The following is a 17,216-nucleotide window of genomic DNA, read 5'->3' as shown; positions in this document are numbered from 1 at the left end:
AAAAATAAACTGACATTTGATAGTAGGGAATGATTTTACCCCGCTCTAGTCAGTTTGTAAAATATTAAGCTCATAAGAACTTCTTTCTTCTTTTTCTAAATGTGCTATACTTATTCTCTTTTTCGTGATAAGCATGAACTATACCTCGAATAGCGGACACTGATAAAAAAAGGGTCCCTATCCAGGGTTTTGTATTTCAAGATTAAAAATATATGCAGAGGCCTATTATGTGTAAGAATATTTAAAAGGATTTCTATTATGAAGAGCTTGAGAAAAATCCTAAAGAACTAGTGCTTCTGATTGAACTCTTATAAACCTGATATGAAGCTGAAATCAGTAATTGATTAAAAGTTTAAAAAGATTTATTGAATATGGCTGTACGAACTATTACTATCTTACGCTGAATATTAAGAACCCAAAATATAACAAAACTAAAAAGTCATGTGATGTAGTAAATGGAAAAATGTAAAATTAGAAGTGGTATAATTATACAAATGGTGTGTTGGATAATAAAAAAGGCTAAAACCCTTGATAAACTTAGGTTTAAGCCTTCTCAAAAAGTATGATCCTCACTTGGATAGAACCAGCGACCCCCACCCTGTCAATTTACTATTCCGAATCTTATACACAATATATGTATAAATAGAGTCCAGATAGTCCATTAATTCAGAGTGCCAGTGATTAATTATACAAGCTGAATCTCTTAATTCCATTGTTTCTAGAAATTCTGTGCAATTTTTGTGCAGTCTGTATATGAATGAATACTGGTGGGTGGGGTAGGGATACATGTTAATTATCTTTCATATAAATGAAAAATCAGGATCAATGATTTAATATATTATGAATATTATCATTAGTAATTTTCACTTGTGCCTCTGTAGAATTAGTGTACATTTTGTGACCTAATAAAGCTTGTAGGACATTTAATGGATATCCCTTTTTTTTCATTTTTTTTGCAAATGTATTACGTAATGTTTTAGGAGTCACATTTTTAGTTATTGTTGTTCTAACTACAACTTTTGTAACGAGATCTTGAATGGCCCGTTCACTCATTTCTCTATAAGGTCTTCTTTCGGTTACAAATAATAAATCATTATTATCATTTCTATTCTCTATATATTTTTTTAAATAGTATTTAGCGTTATTTGTAAGAGGTACAACTCTATTCTCTTGGTTATGTCCTATTATTGTAATTGTCTTGATATTCCAGTTTATATTATTTAATTTCATCTTCTTTAATTCACCTAGCTTACATCCAGTAGAGAGAAATACCTCTATGATCGCCCGTTCTCTAGGTAATTTGCAAGCATTTAGAAGTTCGATTATTTCTTCAGGTTCTAATTCTTCTCTTTGAATTTCTGGTATTCTATAAGCTTTTACTTTTCGGACTGGATTTCTATCAATAATTTTTTCTTCTTCTAGCCAATCAAAAAATACTCGTAAAATACCTCTTATTTTTTCCAGAGTTCCTTTTTTATTTATATTAAAGGAAGTCTCTCTATACATAAGAAATTGTCGGATAAATATTGCATCAATTTTCTCATCTTTTTTTAGAGAACAATATTTCTTGAATATTGCTAATTCCATTTTATATCCATCGATAGTCCTCTGTGCTAAACCAATTCTCTCTTTCTCAGCAATAAAAGTATCTATATAATAATCTAACTTATCTATATCAAAGACGGCTTCTTCATTTTTATTAGTGGTATATTCACTTCTAATTATTTGAGCCAATTTTTCCATAAGCTCATTACTATCTACGTTATTGAATGGTTGCATATATTGTAGAAGATTTTCTATCTTTAAAATAAAATTTTCACTTCTCCAATTTATTGCTCTGTCAAGTAAATCTCTCATATCCCTTGAGGAATTTATAATTTCGCTTGATCCTTTGTTTGTTCTAATGTAGATAGAACCCTTTTTTAAAACATGTTTGTTTTGGGGAGTGTGAAAATCTTTGGCGCAAATAACAGGTACATCCGAAAATTCAGGAACATCGATCACAGCCACTTTTTTGCCTTCTATCTCGTATTTATATACTTCGCATGTGTACTGCGGATCACAATATGAAATTAATAAATCATTAATGTTAGTAGAGTCAAATGATTGATAATCACTTAAACTTAATCCTAAAAGTGCATATGTATCATCTGAAACTCCAAAGATTAATTTTCCTCCGCCTTCCGTATTCATCATTGCTAAAATATCTTTAATAATACCGACTTTTAATTCCTTGGTACTAGTCTTCCAATTAAACATTTCTTTATAATCAATATTTTTATTTTCTTTTTTTTGATTGAGTAATACATTTACTTTTTCAATTGATAAACTCATATTACCCTCCGCTGCTATTTATTATTAGTTCAAAAATCAATTTCGTTTTATTTCCAATTATACATTAATAGAATTCGTTTGTAGATGGTTTAATGCGATATATTAACTGTCAATTACTATAATTTTAGATAAGTCTGCTCTTCACTCATTCAATTTCATATCCACAAACATCTTCTCAAACATCCCCTAATATCTAAGAACTTCCGAATCAAAGAACATGTCATGATATCCGTTTTAAAAGAAATGAAAATGAATCAAAATACCTATTGTGCTTTCTAGACGAAATGGGTTCGATAGGTTGGCAGTCAGATGAACTGCCGAAACTAAGAATAGGAGAGTGACATCATGAGATTAAGTTATACAACATCACAGCATAATAGAAAGAAAACAACTATCTATAGAAAACTAGATTCTTTAAAGAAGAGAGGGATTCTCTCATGAATAGTACACATAAGACTCCGTTCATGCAGTCGATTGATTCCATTCAGGAACAGGGAATGCTATCTCCGTTTATCGTCCATAGCTTCCTAGACTATGAGAAAGATAGGAAACAACATGAATCAAATCAATCCTCTTGATTCTCTGTTTCCTGGACAAGAAACCGGGATTATATCCATCTATTTTAAGGAAAATGACCGGGAAGAAACCATTCAGATACAATTCGATTTATTTGATGAAGAAGGTCAGGAAAAGAAGAACTGATGTATATTCATCCGAACCTCATGTCAATGATGCTAGGTGAGGTGATACTGATGAGAAAAGTCATCAAGATGAAAACATCCAATCAGAAGAATGGAGCCGTAGATCAATGGTTCGGTTATCTCATACATCGCTTACTTATGGATGAATTGGACTTTCCGATTCTGTTACAGGCCAAGATTACCCATGCCGTTCAAAAGAAGATAATGAAACAAAGAGAGGATTATACAGATGAATAAGCAGAAATTACATGTATTTTTTAGACGTGTTAGTACCGCCAGTCAGGATTTATCCATGCAAATAGAATTAGATCGACCCTATCGTGAACTTCTTCAGGAAGGTGAAATTTATGTTATCGATGAAGATGGTGTATCAGCTAATAAACTTTCTATATCAGAAAGGCCAAAGATGCTTGAACTAATCTCCCTTATTGAAGCGAATAAAGTTCATACATTGTATGCTTTTGACCGAACGCGCATCGCTCGTAATATGTATGATGCCATGCAATTTAATGATATATGTCAGAGACATAAGATCAACATTGTTTATACATCTACTGAAAACGGTCATATGGCATATACAAATAACAATTTATTAGAAAGTATCTTGTATATCTTTGGCGATATTGAAGGGAAAAATATTGCTAGAAGAACAAAGGAAGCACACCGCCGGTATCCTCCAAAGAAATTTGGTTATATCAAAAACAAGGAAGATAAGACCTATCAAAAAGATGAAAGCAAGCAATCCTTATTGGAAAATTTCTTTCGTGAACTTAAGGGTGTTCATTCCTATAACGAACTGAAAAATCAGATTTTATCTTTCAAGGAAGTTTCCAAACGTTCAGAAGATCAAATCCTTAGATTAGTTATTGATCCATTCTATGCAGGTTTGGATACTGAACAAGGTAATAATGTTTTACCACATGTGAATCCATATCTATCCAAGGAAGATTACCTGGCTATACAAGGTCAGATTTATGAACACTTTATGCAATATGTAGAACGATTAAATCAAATAAAAAAATCTGTTTTACCAGTACAACCTCATTGTGGGCACTGCCAAAAACCGCTGAGTCTGAAATTAAAAAAGGATCGATCAGATTCTTATTATAAATGTACTAAACACGCCAAACATCCAGTAGAGTATACGTCCACTGAGCTAAATGAGGCCATTGAATGGACAGTCTATCAAATGATTGAACACTTAGATGCAGATCGACTCATAAGCCATTCGAGAAAACAGATGAAATATATAAAAGAAGAAGTGGGAAAAGAAATCAATAAGTTACGAATGAAAATCAAAGCGATTGAGGATGAAATCTTCTTTTCTTCTAATGAGTATCATCAGGATTGGAGCCAGATTGCATCCGTAAAAAATCTTACTTCTTTAGAAGAAGAAAAAAGTTCATTAGAAAGAAAAATAGAAGAGAAGGAACATTTGTTGATTAAAAATAAAAGCATGATCTCTCAAATTAAACAGGCAATTCATAAACAAGCTGCTATAAATATAGATTTATTAAAGGATTTATGGATCCGAGAAGTATGGTTGTTTGATGACCACATCGGAATAGAAGTATATACCTTCAATTATCTAAAGGATATGGACAAACAATTGATTTATAGAGAGGAAGAGTCATCATGCAAGTAGCTTTCGGATATATTAGGCGTTCTTCCTATAAACAGCAGGATAATAATAGTGTAGAAATACAGAAATCACGCATACAGGAATTTGCGAGTAGGATACAGTTATCCGTTCCAGAAGATTTCTTTTTTATTGAAGATGCCACCAGTGCTTATTCTAAGCAAGCAGCTAAACGAAAAAAGTTAATGGCTCTTCGGGATCGAATGAAGGAAACAGGTATTAATTACGTTATCTTTACAGAAGAATCCCGAATGGATCGGACCGGTTATACCTTTGTCTTGGACTTCTATAGGCCTCTACTAGATCATTTTGGTCAAGTAAACGTCTACACAACAGAATCGAGAAACGTATGGAGTCCAGATGATGAAAAGTCAAAACTTGCCTTTCTTTTATCTAGACAAGAATCAGAATTCAAATCAGAACGGGCAATTGGCGCCTTAGATGTATATCTAAAACAATCAGGGGAAGAGACCTGGATCGAAAGTGCCCTTTGGCTATAACCAGGAGAACCATCATTTAATTCCAAACGAGAAAGCTGAAATCGTCTCCTTCATCTATTATCTTCAAACATGGGGTGTTTCCATGAAAAAGATAGCAGATACCTTGACCAGCGCTGGCATTCCAGCTCCACTAGGAGGGGACTGGAAAGTCAGCACTATAGAGACGATATTAAAAAATCCAATCTATACCGGCAACCTGAAATGGAACATTCATAAAGGAGAACAATCAGAAAATTATATATTCTCTAATTCGCATCCCGCCATTATTCCGAAAGAAATAATTGACTTAATCCAATTAAACCAGCAGCTCCAAAAACAATTTGGGCGGTTGGATACACCGTTTCTTATGTTAAATAAAATGCAATGCCAGGAATGCGCCCATTATCTACAAGCGAAAAATAATTCGACCAATCGAAACAATAAAACTTATCATTACCGGTATTACATCTGTCCTTCCTGTTCCTATAAGTTGAAGGCAGAGGATGTTCATGAAGTAGCTATTGAACAAATAAAAAGCACGCTACAACAGCTTTTATCATCTGATGATTTGAAATCTCAAGTTCTATCATGTACGACTGATACGCTACAATCCATTGAATCTGAAATAGAATCAATCGATGAACAGTTATTACTTTTAAAAATGAAATCCAATCATGCGAAGAAATATAACGATCATGAATTTCAAAACCGATTATCTAGCCGTTTAGGTGATTTATTGAAATCTCGTTCTGTGTTACAGAACAAAGAGATTATAGCCAATTCACTAATCCAAGATATCCAGGATGGGTCATTCTTCAAACGATTTGAGCTAGTATCTAACCATACCTTGTATAACCATGAATTAAGATTGTTGTGTTTATATTTCGTCGACAAAATGGTTGTATCTAAAACGATGGAGCCACGTTTCATTACTAATTGGGACATGTTAAAAAACGTGTTTAGCCAAGATGACGGATAGAGTACGAAAAACAGATGTAATCAATGGACAAAGTATCGAACTATAAATTCTATGCCCACAAGATAAAAACGTAGTTATCAAAAAAAGCTTAATATCAAGGGATTTTAGAATGAGTATTTCGATACTTTATCCGTACTGGTATCCCATTACAGATAAATAACCGAACTATATCTATTAGTTTGGACAGATAACCGAAATTTTAAACCATAAAAAAGAGGAGAAATATACATGAATAACTTTGAAGTTTTAACAGCAGTTGAGATTGCAGCTTTCTTAAAAATATCACGTGCTTCCGCATATGAATTAATGGAAAGAACTGATTTTCCTACTATTCGAATTGGTAGGAACAAAAGGGTAATGGCACATGAATTTATGGAATGGCTTAAAAATAATACGAACAAGATAGCACTATAAGGGGGAAATAAGAATGTCAGTTAAAAAGGTAGGAAGCGGTTGGTCATTTAGAATCGATGTTGGCAGAGATCCTCAAACAGGAAAACGCCGGCAGAAATATCAAAGTGGTTTCCGGACCAAGAAAGAAGCTGAACAGGCGCAGGCAGATTTTATGACACGGATTAAAACAGAAGGATATTTTCAGTCGAAGAAAGAAACGATGGAAGTCTTTTTAAAAAAGTGGATGGAGACAGTTTATAAACATGAAGTAAAATCAACTACCTTTGAGAAAGCGGAATCTGTAGTGCGTGTTCATATTATCCCAGCGTTTGGTCAAAAGGAAGTGGATACACTTAAACCCTATGATATCCAACAGTTTTTCTCAAATAAAACAAAGAGCGGTCTGTCACCGGCAATGATTAAGATTATCAAAAATGTATTAAGCAAAGCATTTCAAACGGCTATTGATTGGGAGTTAATAAACAAAAACCCAATCGAAAAAGTAAAACTACCTTCTATTGTAAAGAGTGAAAAAGAAATTTGGACAGCAGAAGAGGCAAAAAGATTTCTGGAATCCTGTGATGAATTAAGATGGAAGGTGGCTTTTTCTTTGGCACTTCACACAGGAATGAGGCGAGGAGAAATACTTGGACTCAAATGGGAAAACGTAGATTTTGAGAATGCAGTGATTAAAGTACAAGAATCACTGGCATATACAAAGGCAGAAGGACTCTTCTTCTCCACTCCTAAAACCTCCAATTCTTTCCGTGAAATTCTTCTTCCAAAAAGTTTGATACAGTTAATGAAAATATTAAATAGAGAACAAAAGAAAATGAAGTTGCGCATGGGTCCTGCATATCATTCGTATGATTTAGTGGTGAGTACAGTGGATGGTAAACCTCTTCATCCAAGGAACTTGGCCAGAACCTTTGAAAATCTGATCAAAAAGGCGGGAGTTAAACGGATTTCATTACATGGAATGAGGCATACGAATGCAACAATACTCATGAAGGAAGGGGTGAATCCTAAGATTGTAAGTGAGAGGTTGGGGCATGCGAATGTCGGAATTACATTGGATATATATTCGCACATGGATATAAGTTTACAAAAAGAGACTACTATTAAATTGGAAGGCGTATTGAATTAAGAATAGGGGAATAGTTGCTGCTTTTATGTTTTATATATCTAGAATTAATTAAGTGATTATTGAATACGAATATTAATATTAATTAATCGACAAAACGAAATAATGGTAATGTATGGTAAAATAGAGGGGGAATATAACTTATAGGGGGAGTTTTAAGTGAAAAGGGTTTTTCTTTCTCATAGTAGTAGGGATAAGGCATTTTATATTGATATTGTGGTAAAAAACCTAACTAAATTAATTGGTCCTGATAAATTTGTATATGACGCAATAACTTTTGAAGAAGGTCAAAATACAGCACAAGAGATTTCAGAATGGTTAGAAAGGACCGATATTTTTGTACTATTTATATCGAACGATGCATTAGAATCTCCATGGGTTATAAAAGAAATTTTGCAAGCTAAAGATTTATTTGATAAGCATGATCTGAGTAAAATTTATCCTATCATTATTGATGAAAATATAACTCATGAGGATAAGCGAATACCGAAGTGGATGAAAGAAACATACAATATAAGATACATTTCTCAACCATCTGTAGCTGCAAGAAAAATCCATAATAGATTTATTGAGGTATTATGGGAGAAGAACCCGAAAATAAAAGAAAAGAATACATTTTTTGCAGGTAGAAATGACCTCATTGATAATATTGAGGAAAGGATAGATACATTTGATAAACCTTTTCCAACAGCTTTAATTGCATCAGGACTAAGTGAATTTGGTCGAAGATCACTATTGAGGAGAAGTCTTATAAAATCAAGTATCATTAGCGAAAGTTATTTAATGCCTACAATTGTTTTAGATGCACATCAAAGTATAGAAGATTTGATATTCTTATTAAACGACCTAGGATTTAAATCAAATTTCAATATAGAGGAATCTCTGTTGACATTATCTCAAGATGAGAAAGTAGATATTGTTTTCAAAATGTTAAGAGAGATGAAAAGTGCAAAAGATGTTTTATTAATTGTAGATGAAGGAGCAATAGTATCTCCAATAAGAACTATAAGTGAATGGTTTATAAAGTTAAATATTAAACTTAGTGAAGCATCTAATGGGATGACTTTATGTATCGTAAGTAAACACAGAACAAGATATCAAGATTTAGCTAAAGCAGAATCTATCCACGCTATTCATGTTCCTGAATTACCTGTGAATGAAAGAGGTCGCTTATTTACTAGATATCTTCGTATTTTAGACTTGAATATATCAGAAAGTAATATAAAATATATATCTTCTTTATTCTCCGGTCTACCAAAGGAAATAATATATACCGGTGACTATATTAAGCATCATAGTATTTTGGAGTTAAAAAACAATGTATCAATTATAACAGATTTTTCAGACAGAAAAGTATCTAGACTATTATTTCGTTATGAGAATAATGAAAAAGCATATAGTTTATTAGCATTAATAGCAACTTTTGATTTTATTAGCTATAGTATGCTTTCTGAAATTATTGATGAGTCAGATACATATAAAATGCTCATTGAAGAATATATAACCAATGGTATCTGTGAAAGTTTAGGGATTAATGGGGAGTATCTTTGTCTTAACTCTGCTATTAAAAATTATGTACAAAGGCAAAAGTTTAAAATGGAGAAAAATGTTCAAGATGCTTTAAGAAACCATGTTAGAAAATTTGTAAATGATTCTGATAAAGTAAATGATAGAGATGTATCAGATGTATTTTATTCATTGAGGGAAGCTATTAGTGAATACAGTGAGATAGATAGTGTATTTTTAATCCCCTCACACTATTTGAAATCAATGAAAGAATTGTATGATAGACGAGACAGGGATCAAACAGTGATAAAATTAGCTGATAGAATCTTGGTGAATGAAGAATTTATGGATAAGCACATTGCAAGAGAAATTAGATATTTCCTATGTTCATCATTGGCTAGATTAAAGGAAGATAGATTTAAGGAAGAAGTTCAAAAAATTAATGGTCCTGAGCATAATTTTTTATTTGGTTTTTATTATAGACATGTGGGAATGGATACAAAAGCTATTGAAAGTTTATTGAAAGCTCTTAAAGATAGGCCGCAATTTGGTAGAGCAAAAAGGGAGTTAGTGCTTGTTTACAATAATAATGAAGAATATGATAAAGCACTTAATTTAGCACAAGAAAATTACGAATCAAATCGAAATAATGAGTACCACATTCAAGCGTATTTTCAATGTTTATCATATGGAAAAAGCGAGTCTTTAAGTTTTGAAGAAAGAAGAGAACGAGCCAAATTATTACTAGAGGATATAACGAAGATAGACTCTGAAAAAGCAAAAAGTATGTCGTTAGTAATGAATATACAGTATAACATTTATTTTAATGATGATTTAGAATCAGCTGAGTATTTAATTGAGGAAAACGCTAATTTATACCCGAAAGATATATTTGTGTTGCTAGCTATGTTTGATGTGTATGAAAAGTTAAATAAAATTGAAAAATTAAGTATAACATTAGAGTCTATAAAAAATCTTCATGGTAATCCAAGCAGTAAGTATCATCGTGATTATTTAAAATGTTTAGTAGTTTATACGGCTGCGACCGGTTCATTTTCAAAGGCTAGATCAATGGCAAGAACTATTAATCTATCAGAAACTGCTAAACGGTTGCTTGATAATAAGATAAATAAATATGAGACAGTAAATGGTATAAATTTATTATCGAAATGAATAATTATATGGCTTAAAGTATGAGGCTGATTAATATGCCTTTTTATAATTATCAAATTAGAAAGGATTATAATCTCAAAAATGTTATAATGTTAGAATTTTGCCCATACTATTACCAACCCTACCTCCATCCACAAAAATGGAGGTCTTTTAATGTCAGTAAAAAAGGTTGGTAAGGTATGGTCTCTTCGGATAGATGCAGGTATAGATCAACGTACCGGTAAGAGAAAACAGGTGTATCGAAGTGGCTTTAAAACAAAACGTGAAGCATTGGAAGAGATGGCTAAGCTTCAATTCCAAATTAGTACTGGAGAATACACAGAGCCTGAGAAGACGCTATTTAATGAGTATATCGGGTCCTGGCTTCATAAAACATACAAGCATGAAGTCCAGTTGCCGACATATGAGAAAGCTGAACCGATAGTTCGGTATCATTTGGTTCCGTATTTTAAATCAACACCACTTTCTAAGATTACGACCTACGATATTGATCAATTCTATGCTGCCAAGCTGCAGGAAGGCTTAGCAAATGCAACCGTAAGGAAGATGCATAATCTTCTCTCCAAAGCTTTGCAGAAAGCAGTGAAATGGGGATTGATTAAGAGTAATCCTGCTCGTGATGCAACACCGCCAACGGTTCATAAACAGCGTAAGCAAATATGGACGGTGGGAGAAGCCAAAACCTTTTTGGAAGTCTGTGAGCGGGAGGGTGAATTAATTCCCTTCTTGCTGGCCATCTTCACTGGTATGAGGCGTGGAGAACTATTGGCACTTAGGTGGAATAACATCGATTTGGAGAATGGTGTGATTCATGTGGTCGAATCATTGGTGAGGACGAAAGCGAAGGGCTTATATGTGAAAGAAGTGAAAACAGCTCATTCTGTACGTGAAGTTTTCCTTTCTCCTGATGTCAGAGATGCTTTAATAGAGTATAAGAAAAGACAGAAACCGAATGAATTGGGAATTGTGATTGCTTCTTCTGTCGGAACATATATGGAGCCACGCAATCTGCTGAGAAAATATCGGCGGTTAATCAAGCTAGCAGGTGTTCCTTATATGCCATTTCATAATCTCAGGCATACTCATGCAACGATTCTTATGCGGATGGGAGAGAATCCGAAAGTGGTTAGTGAGCGGCTTGGACATGCCAGAGTCGGCATTACATTGGATATCTATTCTCATACAAATGAGGAAATGCAGAAGCGGACAGCGAATCGGTTTGGAGAACATTTTGGATTTAACGGAAATAATGGAGATAGCTGAACCTCTTGGAAAGACTGGGTTCGTGAAGTGGTGTGTGCAGCTTCTGTGCAGTATTTGTGCAATGTATAAAAATACAGGCGAAATCGGGCTTTTACTGAAAAAAAGAAAAAAGGCTCAAACCCTTGATACACCTGGGCTTAAGCCTTCCTAAAAAGTATGATCCCGACTGGGTTCGAACCAGCGACCCCCACCCTGTCAAGAAGAGGGTTGAAAAAGACTGTATCAAATTATGATACAGTCCTGTTTGTTATCCCTGTGATAACTCGTTCTTAACGGTCATGATTTCGTCCTCGGTTGCTGGTTGTGCTGGTTTATAATAGCCTCTTTGCTTAGCTAGTAAATAGACATCATATTGTCTTTGTTCATCTTGGTTTCGCATATCTTGAACCTTTTGTCTTAGTTCTTGATTCTCCGTTTGTGCAATAATAGACGCATAACCTGTGAGACTGCTGTTTAATCCTGATAAATAATCATTAATCATTTCTTTTTCCTGCATGATTAAACCTCCCGCTTATAAAAATTTCATTAAATCTTCTTTATGTTTTCGTGCGTCTTGAGCATCTTTTTGCAGCTGTTGTATGATTTCTGGATCTGTACATTGCTGTGCATAATAATCAAGCTTCGTGGCTAGTGTGCCATGTGAACCGATCATATGACGCAGGTTCTGAAGTTCTAATTCATTTAAGTTTGGCATGTTATCACTCCTCCAATAAAATTCACTCCTACTATCTGCTAAAATGACATAAAATATGCATTCCAAAAAACCTATTGATCTTCTGAGTAAATTCCTTCATAAAATTATTTTTACCTTAATAAGTTATCCTACAAATATTGACACCATATTAAAATTGTGAATAATTAAAAATAGATAGCAATTAGCACTCAGCATCAATGAGTGCTAATTGCCGGATAATTTTTCTTTACAGAACACGATGGAGGGGAAAAGACGAAGATGGAAAAACAGCAATTTAAAGCGGAATCCAAACGATTACTGGAAATGATGATTAACTCAATCTATTCGCAGCGCGAGGTCTTTTTGCGTGAGCTCATTTCAAATGCCAGCGATGCAATTGATAAACTTTACTATAAGGCATTAACAGATGAGTCCTTAACATTTAATAAGGATAGTTATTACATAAAAGTAAGTGCAGACAAGGATCAAAGAACCCTAACTATTTTGGATACAGGAATTGGGATGACAAAAGAGGAACTTGAAAATAACCTTGGTACGATTGCCAAAAGTGGTTCTTTAGCTTTTAAAAATGAAAATGAATCAAAAGATGGCCACGATATTATCGGACAATTCGGTGTCGGATTTTATGCAGCCTTTATGGTAGCGGATAAAGTAACCGTAATCAGTAAAGCTCTTGGTTCTGATACCGCTTATAAATGGGAATCAGAAGGTACTGAAGGTTATACAATCGTTCCATGTGAAAAAGAATCAGTTGGTACTGAAATCATTCTTACTATTAAAGAGAATTCCGAAGAAGAAGATTTCGATCAATATTTAGATGAATACAAACTCAAATCTATTATCAAAAAATACTCCGATTTTATCCGTTATCCAATCAAAATGGATAGCGTAGAGAAACGCCCAATCGAAGGCAGCGAAGACGAATTTGAAAATGTCATCGAAGAACAGACAATCAACAGCATGGTTCCGATTTGGAAAAAGAATAAAAGTGAATTGAAGGAAGAGGATTATGAAAGCTTCTACCATGAGAAACATTATGGCTTTGATAAACCGCTCAAACATTTGCATATCAATGTAGATGGAACGATTCGCTATAATGCGATTCTGTTCATTCCTGAAAATATGCCGTTTGATTATTATTCAAAAGAATTTGAAAAGGGTCTTGAATTGTATTCAAATGGTGTTCTCATTATGGAGAAATGTGCTGATTTATTGCCGGATCACTTCAGCTTTGTGAAAGGGATGGTCGATTCAGAAGACCTATCTCTGAACATCTCCAGAGAAATGCTGCAGCATGATCGACAACTGAAGCTTATCGCGAAAAATATTTCGAAAAAAATCAAAAGTGAGCTTCAATCCTTGTTGAAAAATGACCGTGATAAATATGAAACATTCTATAAATCCTTTGGCCGTCAAATTAAATTTGGTGTGTACAGTGATTTTGGAGCCAATAAAGATGCTTTGCAGGATCTGCTGATGTTCCACTCTTCCAAAGAGAATAAATTAGTGACCCTTGATGAGTATGTTTCCAGAATGCCAGAGGATCAAAAGTACATTTATTATGCAACTGGTGATTCATATGAAAGAATTGAAAAGCTTCCGCAAACAGAGGTCGTTTTAGATAAAGGATATGAAATTCTTTACTTTACCGATGATATCGACGAATTCGCGGTTAAAATGATCATGAATTATAAAGAGAAAGAATTTAAATCTGTTTCCAGCGGAGACCTTGGAATTGATACTGATTCTTCTGAAAGCAAGGAAGATACAAAAGAAGAAAACACTGAGCTATTCAATTATATGAAGGATTTGCTTGCAAACAAAGTGAAAGATGTTAGAGCTTCCAAGCGTTTGAAAACACACCCTGTATGCTTATCCGCTGATGGGGAAATCACAATTGAGATGGAAAAGATCTTAAACGCCATGCCGGATAATCAAAATGTGAAGGCAGATAAAGTGCTGGAAATCAACACTAATCATGAAGTTTTCGACTCTTTAAAAGCTGCTTTTGAACAAGATAAGGCTAAATTGGATTTGTATACCGAATTACTTTATAACCAAGCCTTATTAATAGAAGGTCTGCCAATTAATGACCCTGTAGAGTTTACAAATAATATTTGCAAAGTGATGGTCTAACCATAACCGAAAAGCATCAGTTACCCTCCAAAAATGGGGGAACTGATGCTTTTTTAATTTCTGTTTTCCGTTATTTTGAGCCGGAATGCACGCATTTTTGTGTATAATAGGAGTACTATCGACAAAATTCTCCATTAAGAAATTATGATATTCATATAACGATCCGTTTGTTATAATCCTAAAAGTAAGATGATGTATGAAGAAGGTGGCAGTTATTAATAAGGTTGAAGTGAGAGTAAGGCAGTTTATTGAAGATATACAGCATCCTAACCAAAAGAAAAAGATAAATGTAAATGACTTGGAGAGTCAGTTAAGAATACATATAGAAGACTATTTTGATATGGATGGGTATACATTGTTTCACGGTGTTATCGAGAGGCTCGTAGAAGAGAATGTACTTACCCCTATTTTAAATAAACAAACAAATGGCCGTTATCCAGCGTTGCCATTATTTTATTGGGTTAATATCAAAAAGGAAATCACCAAATGGGATCGGCTTGAAATGCTTAAGCTAAATGACCAATTTGATTTTTCTTATTACGAAAGACATCCGGAATGGCAAACAGAAGAGGAATGGACAAGAATTAAAAACCTCTACACTTTCTTGAAAAGCAGCCAATCCAGGCAAACGGTTTCCTTGGAAGAACGTAGTCTTGAGCTTTTCGGTCACGAAAAATTCCTAACTGACAATGAACTGTTTCCAGAAGGAAAAGGATTTTTACAAAGAATCGGTGTGTCCATGGACGACTTAAAAAGCACAAAGATGGGAGAACCTTTTGTTTTTTGGATGAAAACAGGTGTTCAGATGGCAGATATTAAACGTGTGTTGATTTTAGAAAATCTATCATTCTTCCATACATGCGTTCAGCTGCTAGAAGAAGACATTTTGGATTATGAACCGGATCTGATTATTTATGGTGAAGGCAAAAAGATTGAAAGAAGCTTCTCCTTTTTCTTTAAACTTTTCCCAGAGGATTCCTATTTATTTTATTATGCTGGTGACCTGGATGCAGAGGGCTATAGCATTTGTATGAGATTAATAGATAAATATCATGAATGCACGATTCAGCCGGCCTTAAAAATCTATCGAAAAATGCTAGAGTGCAGGGAACAGGCAAATCTGGAAACAGGACAGGTGCGTAATGAAGCGCACAGAGACCGATTCTTTGCCTGGTTTACGGAAGAGGAACAGGACAGCTTAATCGAGTTGTGGACTGCCAAAAAGCGAATTCCGCAGGAGGTATTAACGATTGAAACTTGGAGGCGATGGACGTGAATGAATCGTGGGAGGGCTTTGCCCAAAGGATGAAGCGATTAAATCCTTTGTTCGAACTGGGGAAAGGAATGGAAATCGGCGAATTGAAGCCCTATATCCAGACTATATTAATGCAAGTTCTATTGACCATTTTTTATCGTGAATTAAATGATGACGACGGTCGACGAAAAATGGATATTTTACATATGGTCGAGGATTGCATTAAACAAATGAAGCTAACAGCTGATGAAAAACAAGTAGAACGGATTACGAACGGTCTCCTCTTTCAGGGGAAGGAAGAATACAGCAAACCTTTTGAATCGTACTATTATGATGAAATTAGACAGGTTTGGGATACTCAAACCTTTCGTTATGTAACCATGGACGAACTGTATACAAACCTGGAAATGGGTGGATCGATTGTCTATAAATTAACCGATGTCGCACAGGAAATGATTTTTATGAGCCGGGAGATGGCAGAAGAGTTCTCGATTACGATCGAACAGCTTTATAGTATGCAGCTGATTAAAAATGGGAATTTCAAAAAAGCGACACGTAATCTTGATCATTTGATTTCCAGAGTGAATCGTTTGATGACGAAGGAATATACCTTTCAAAAAGAGATGGTCAACAACCCTAAGATTCTACTTTTGGAGCAAGAGCACCAAAGGGAGGAGAATCGCTGGGAGATTGAGGAGCAATTTGAAGAAGAGAAAAATCATTTCCGTACAATTTCCTCTATGATTGAAAAAGCAAAACGGACAGAAGAGAATGGCTTGGTTCAAAAGGAATTAATCGTTCTGCATGAGAAAATTGAACATACCAGACAGCTGCATGACCGATTTGCCAAATTAGTCATCCAAAACATTTCATATGAAATGAAGTTAAAAGCTGAAAACCCATCATTGTTCTGGGAAAACAGCCTTGTTTCATTCAGGGAGCATATTTATGAAAATTGGATCATGAAAGAGGGAATCAAGGATTTTGACATAGTCGAAAACATTATTGGACCTTTATTTTCCCCGAAAAATGAATTCGTTCTCCCGCTCGATTGGATTTGGATGGAACAAGAGCAGGCAAATGTTATGCCAATAGAAGATACAACTGCGGATGAGGAAGAGGAAGAAGAGTTTACAAAGCGTGTGACAGACTGGTCTTCCATCATAAAAGCATGGAAACATGTATTTGAACATTTACAGCAATTTGGGGAATTTTCACTGGCTGATTTAGCGGATATGCCAATGGACGTACAGGACCAATGGTTTGAAGAAAGTGAAACACTTGATTTATGGATGTTATTTGATAAGAAACCTCTCAGAATCCTATCACCGATGCGAAAATTAGAGACGCTAACGGATGAACGTGAAATCCTTCTGCATCGAATCATGAATGAGTATCCACAATTTTTATCATTAGAAGGAAGCCAAATTTATACTGAATTTGACCATCGTTCAGCTCCTGTCATCTGGTATGGGACTAAAATGACACCATTTAAAATTTGTCTCCGGGAGGAGTAAGGC

Annotated in this window: 16 protein-coding genes; 13 read left to right on the top strand and 3 right to left on the bottom strand. The window is 34.5% G+C overall.

The window, feature by feature from the left end; all coding sequences use genetic code 11:
* Positions 1-822 precede the first annotated feature (822 nt).
* Entirely contained in the window at positions 823-2,334 is a 1,512-nt protein-coding gene (locus tag AC58NB_RS08300; protein ID WP_497426361.1) for a tyrosine-type recombinase/integrase, read from the bottom strand.
* Positions 2,335-2,771: 437 nt separating this feature from the next.
* Between AC58NB_RS08300 and AC58NB_RS08295 the strand changes: the two genes are divergently transcribed.
* The 10 genes from AC58NB_RS08295 (at position 2,772) to AC58NB_RS08250 (ending at position 11,611) form a co-directional block, all read left to right on the top strand.
* Positions 2,772-2,912 (top strand): hypothetical protein, encoded by a 141-nt coding sequence (locus AC58NB_RS08295; protein ID WP_497426360.1) that lies wholly within the window; start codon positions 2,772-2,774, stop codon positions 2,910-2,912.
* On the top strand, positions 2,890-3,036 hold the full coding sequence (locus AC58NB_RS08290) for a hypothetical protein (protein WP_497426359.1): 147 nt from the start codon (positions 2,890-2,892) through the stop codon (positions 3,034-3,036). The genes AC58NB_RS08295 and AC58NB_RS08290 overlap by 23 nt, the downstream gene beginning before the upstream one ends.
* A 50-nt stretch (positions 3,037-3,086) precedes the next feature.
* On the top strand, positions 3,087-3,272 hold the full coding sequence (locus AC58NB_RS08285) for a hypothetical protein (RefSeq protein WP_497426358.1): 186 nt from the start codon (positions 3,087-3,089) through the stop codon (positions 3,270-3,272).
* Positions 3,265-4,680 (top strand): recombinase family protein, encoded by a 1,416-nt coding sequence (locus AC58NB_RS08280; protein WP_497426357.1) that lies wholly within the window; start codon positions 3,265-3,267, stop codon positions 4,678-4,680. The genes AC58NB_RS08285 and AC58NB_RS08280 overlap by 8 nt, the downstream gene beginning before the upstream one ends.
* Entirely contained in the window at positions 4,671-5,174 is a 504-nt protein-coding gene (locus AC58NB_RS08275; protein WP_497426356.1) for a recombinase family protein, read from the top strand. Before AC58NB_RS08280 ends, AC58NB_RS08275 begins: the two co-directional genes overlap by 10 nt.
* Complete coding sequence (locus tag AC58NB_RS08270) at positions 5,158-6,132, top strand: recombinase family protein (protein ID WP_497426355.1); 975 nt, start codon at positions 5,158-5,160, stop codon at positions 6,130-6,132. The genes AC58NB_RS08275 and AC58NB_RS08270 overlap by 17 nt, the downstream gene beginning before the upstream one ends.
* Positions 6,133-6,360: 228 nt before the next feature.
* Positions 6,361-6,546, top strand: coding sequence for a helix-turn-helix domain-containing protein (locus tag AC58NB_RS08265; RefSeq protein WP_490557981.1), 186 nt, complete (start codon positions 6,361-6,363; stop codon positions 6,544-6,546).
* Between the two features lie 13 nt (positions 6,547-6,559).
* Positions 6,560-7,672 carry a site-specific integrase gene (locus AC58NB_RS08260; protein WP_497426354.1) on the top strand — a complete coding sequence of 371 codons (1,113 nt, stop codon included), beginning with the start codon at positions 6,560-6,562 and terminating at the stop codon, positions 7,670-7,672.
* Positions 7,673-7,828: 156 nt separating this feature from the next.
* Positions 7,829-10,348: a TIR domain-containing protein gene (locus AC58NB_RS08255; protein WP_497426353.1), complete on the top strand. Its 2,520-nt coding sequence runs from the start codon at positions 7,829-7,831 to the stop codon at positions 10,346-10,348.
* A gap of 153 nt (positions 10,349-10,501) precedes the next feature.
* Entirely contained in the window at positions 10,502-11,611 is a 1,110-nt protein-coding gene (locus AC58NB_RS08250) for a site-specific integrase (protein WP_497426352.1), read from the top strand.
* Between the two features lie 247 nt (positions 11,612-11,858).
* Here the strand turns inward: AC58NB_RS08250 and AC58NB_RS08245 are convergent, their stop codons facing one another.
* Positions 11,859-12,107, bottom strand: coding sequence for a spore coat protein (locus tag AC58NB_RS08245; RefSeq protein ID WP_497426351.1), 249 nt, complete (start codon positions 12,105-12,107; stop codon positions 11,859-11,861).
* Between the two features lie 15 nt (positions 12,108-12,122).
* Positions 12,123-12,305, bottom strand: a complete 183-nt coding sequence (locus AC58NB_RS08240) for a hypothetical protein (protein ID WP_490999757.1) — start codon at positions 12,303-12,305, stop codon at positions 12,123-12,125.
* 258 nt (positions 12,306-12,563) lie between these two features.
* Here AC58NB_RS08240 and htpG point away from each other — a divergent pair, with 258 nt between their 5' ends.
* The 3 genes from htpG (at position 12,564) to AC58NB_RS08225 (ending at position 17,213) form a co-directional block, all read left to right on the top strand.
* Positions 12,564-14,441, top strand: coding sequence for a molecular chaperone HtpG (gene htpG / locus AC58NB_RS08235; RefSeq protein ID WP_497426350.1), 1,878 nt, complete (start codon positions 12,564-12,566; stop codon positions 14,439-14,441).
* A gap of 196 nt (positions 14,442-14,637) precedes the next feature.
* Positions 14,638-15,717: a Wadjet anti-phage system protein JetD domain-containing protein gene (locus tag AC58NB_RS08230; RefSeq protein ID WP_497426349.1), complete on the top strand. Its 1,080-nt coding sequence runs from the start codon at positions 14,638-14,640 to the stop codon at positions 15,715-15,717.
* Complete coding sequence (locus AC58NB_RS08225) at positions 15,708-17,213, top strand: hypothetical protein (protein WP_497426348.1); 1,506 nt, start codon at positions 15,708-15,710, stop codon at positions 17,211-17,213. The genes AC58NB_RS08230 and AC58NB_RS08225 overlap by 10 nt, the downstream gene beginning before the upstream one ends.
* Positions 17,214-17,216 lie beyond the last annotated feature (3 nt).

It is taken from the genome of Pradoshia sp. TA40_28 (genome assembly GCF_059694525.1).
The sequence above is the reverse complement of the archived record's forward strand: the minus strand, read 5'-3'. Positions and strand labels throughout refer to the sequence as shown.

Bases quoted from the DNA above. Each gene is read 5' to 3' on its own strand.
- AC58NB_RS08300 (WP_497426361.1), bottom strand. From the start codon at position 2,334: ATGAGTTTATCAATTGAAAAAGTAAATGTATTACTCAATCAAAAAAAA.
- AC58NB_RS08295 (WP_497426360.1), top strand. From the start codon at position 2,772: ATGAATAGTACACATAAGACTCCGTTCATGCAGTCGATTGATTCCATT.
- AC58NB_RS08290 (WP_497426359.1), top strand. From the start codon at position 2,890: ATGAATCAAATCAATCCTCTTGATTCTCTGTTTCCTGGACAAGAAACC.
- AC58NB_RS08285 (WP_497426358.1), top strand. From the start codon at position 3,087: ATGAGAAAAGTCATCAAGATGAAAACATCCAATCAGAAGAATGGAGCC.
- AC58NB_RS08280 (WP_497426357.1), top strand. From the start codon at position 3,265: ATGAATAAGCAGAAATTACATGTATTTTTTAGACGTGTTAGTACCGCC.
- AC58NB_RS08275 (WP_497426356.1), top strand. From the start codon at position 4,671: ATGCAAGTAGCTTTCGGATATATTAGGCGTTCTTCCTATAAACAGCAG.
- AC58NB_RS08265 (WP_490557981.1), top strand. From the start codon at position 6,361: ATGAATAACTTTGAAGTTTTAACAGCAGTTGAGATTGCAGCTTTCTTA.
- AC58NB_RS08260 (WP_497426354.1), top strand. From the start codon at position 6,560: ATGTCAGTTAAAAAGGTAGGAAGCGGTTGGTCATTTAGAATCGATGTT.
- AC58NB_RS08250 (WP_497426352.1), top strand. From the start codon at position 10,502: ATGTCAGTAAAAAAGGTTGGTAAGGTATGGTCTCTTCGGATAGATGCA.
- AC58NB_RS08245 (WP_497426351.1), bottom strand. From the start codon at position 12,107: ATGCAGGAAAAAGAAATGATTAATGATTATTTATCAGGATTAAACAGC.
- AC58NB_RS08240 (WP_490999757.1), bottom strand. From the start codon at position 12,305: ATGCCAAACTTAAATGAATTAGAACTTCAGAACCTGCGTCATATGATC.
- htpG (WP_497426350.1), top strand. From the start codon at position 12,564: ATGGAAAAACAGCAATTTAAAGCGGAATCCAAACGATTACTGGAAATG.
- AC58NB_RS08230 (WP_497426349.1), top strand. From the start codon at position 14,638: ATGAAGAAGGTGGCAGTTATTAATAAGGTTGAAGTGAGAGTAAGGCAG.
- AC58NB_RS08225 (WP_497426348.1), top strand. From the start codon at position 15,708: ATGGACGTGAATGAATCGTGGGAGGGCTTTGCCCAAAGGATGAAGCGA.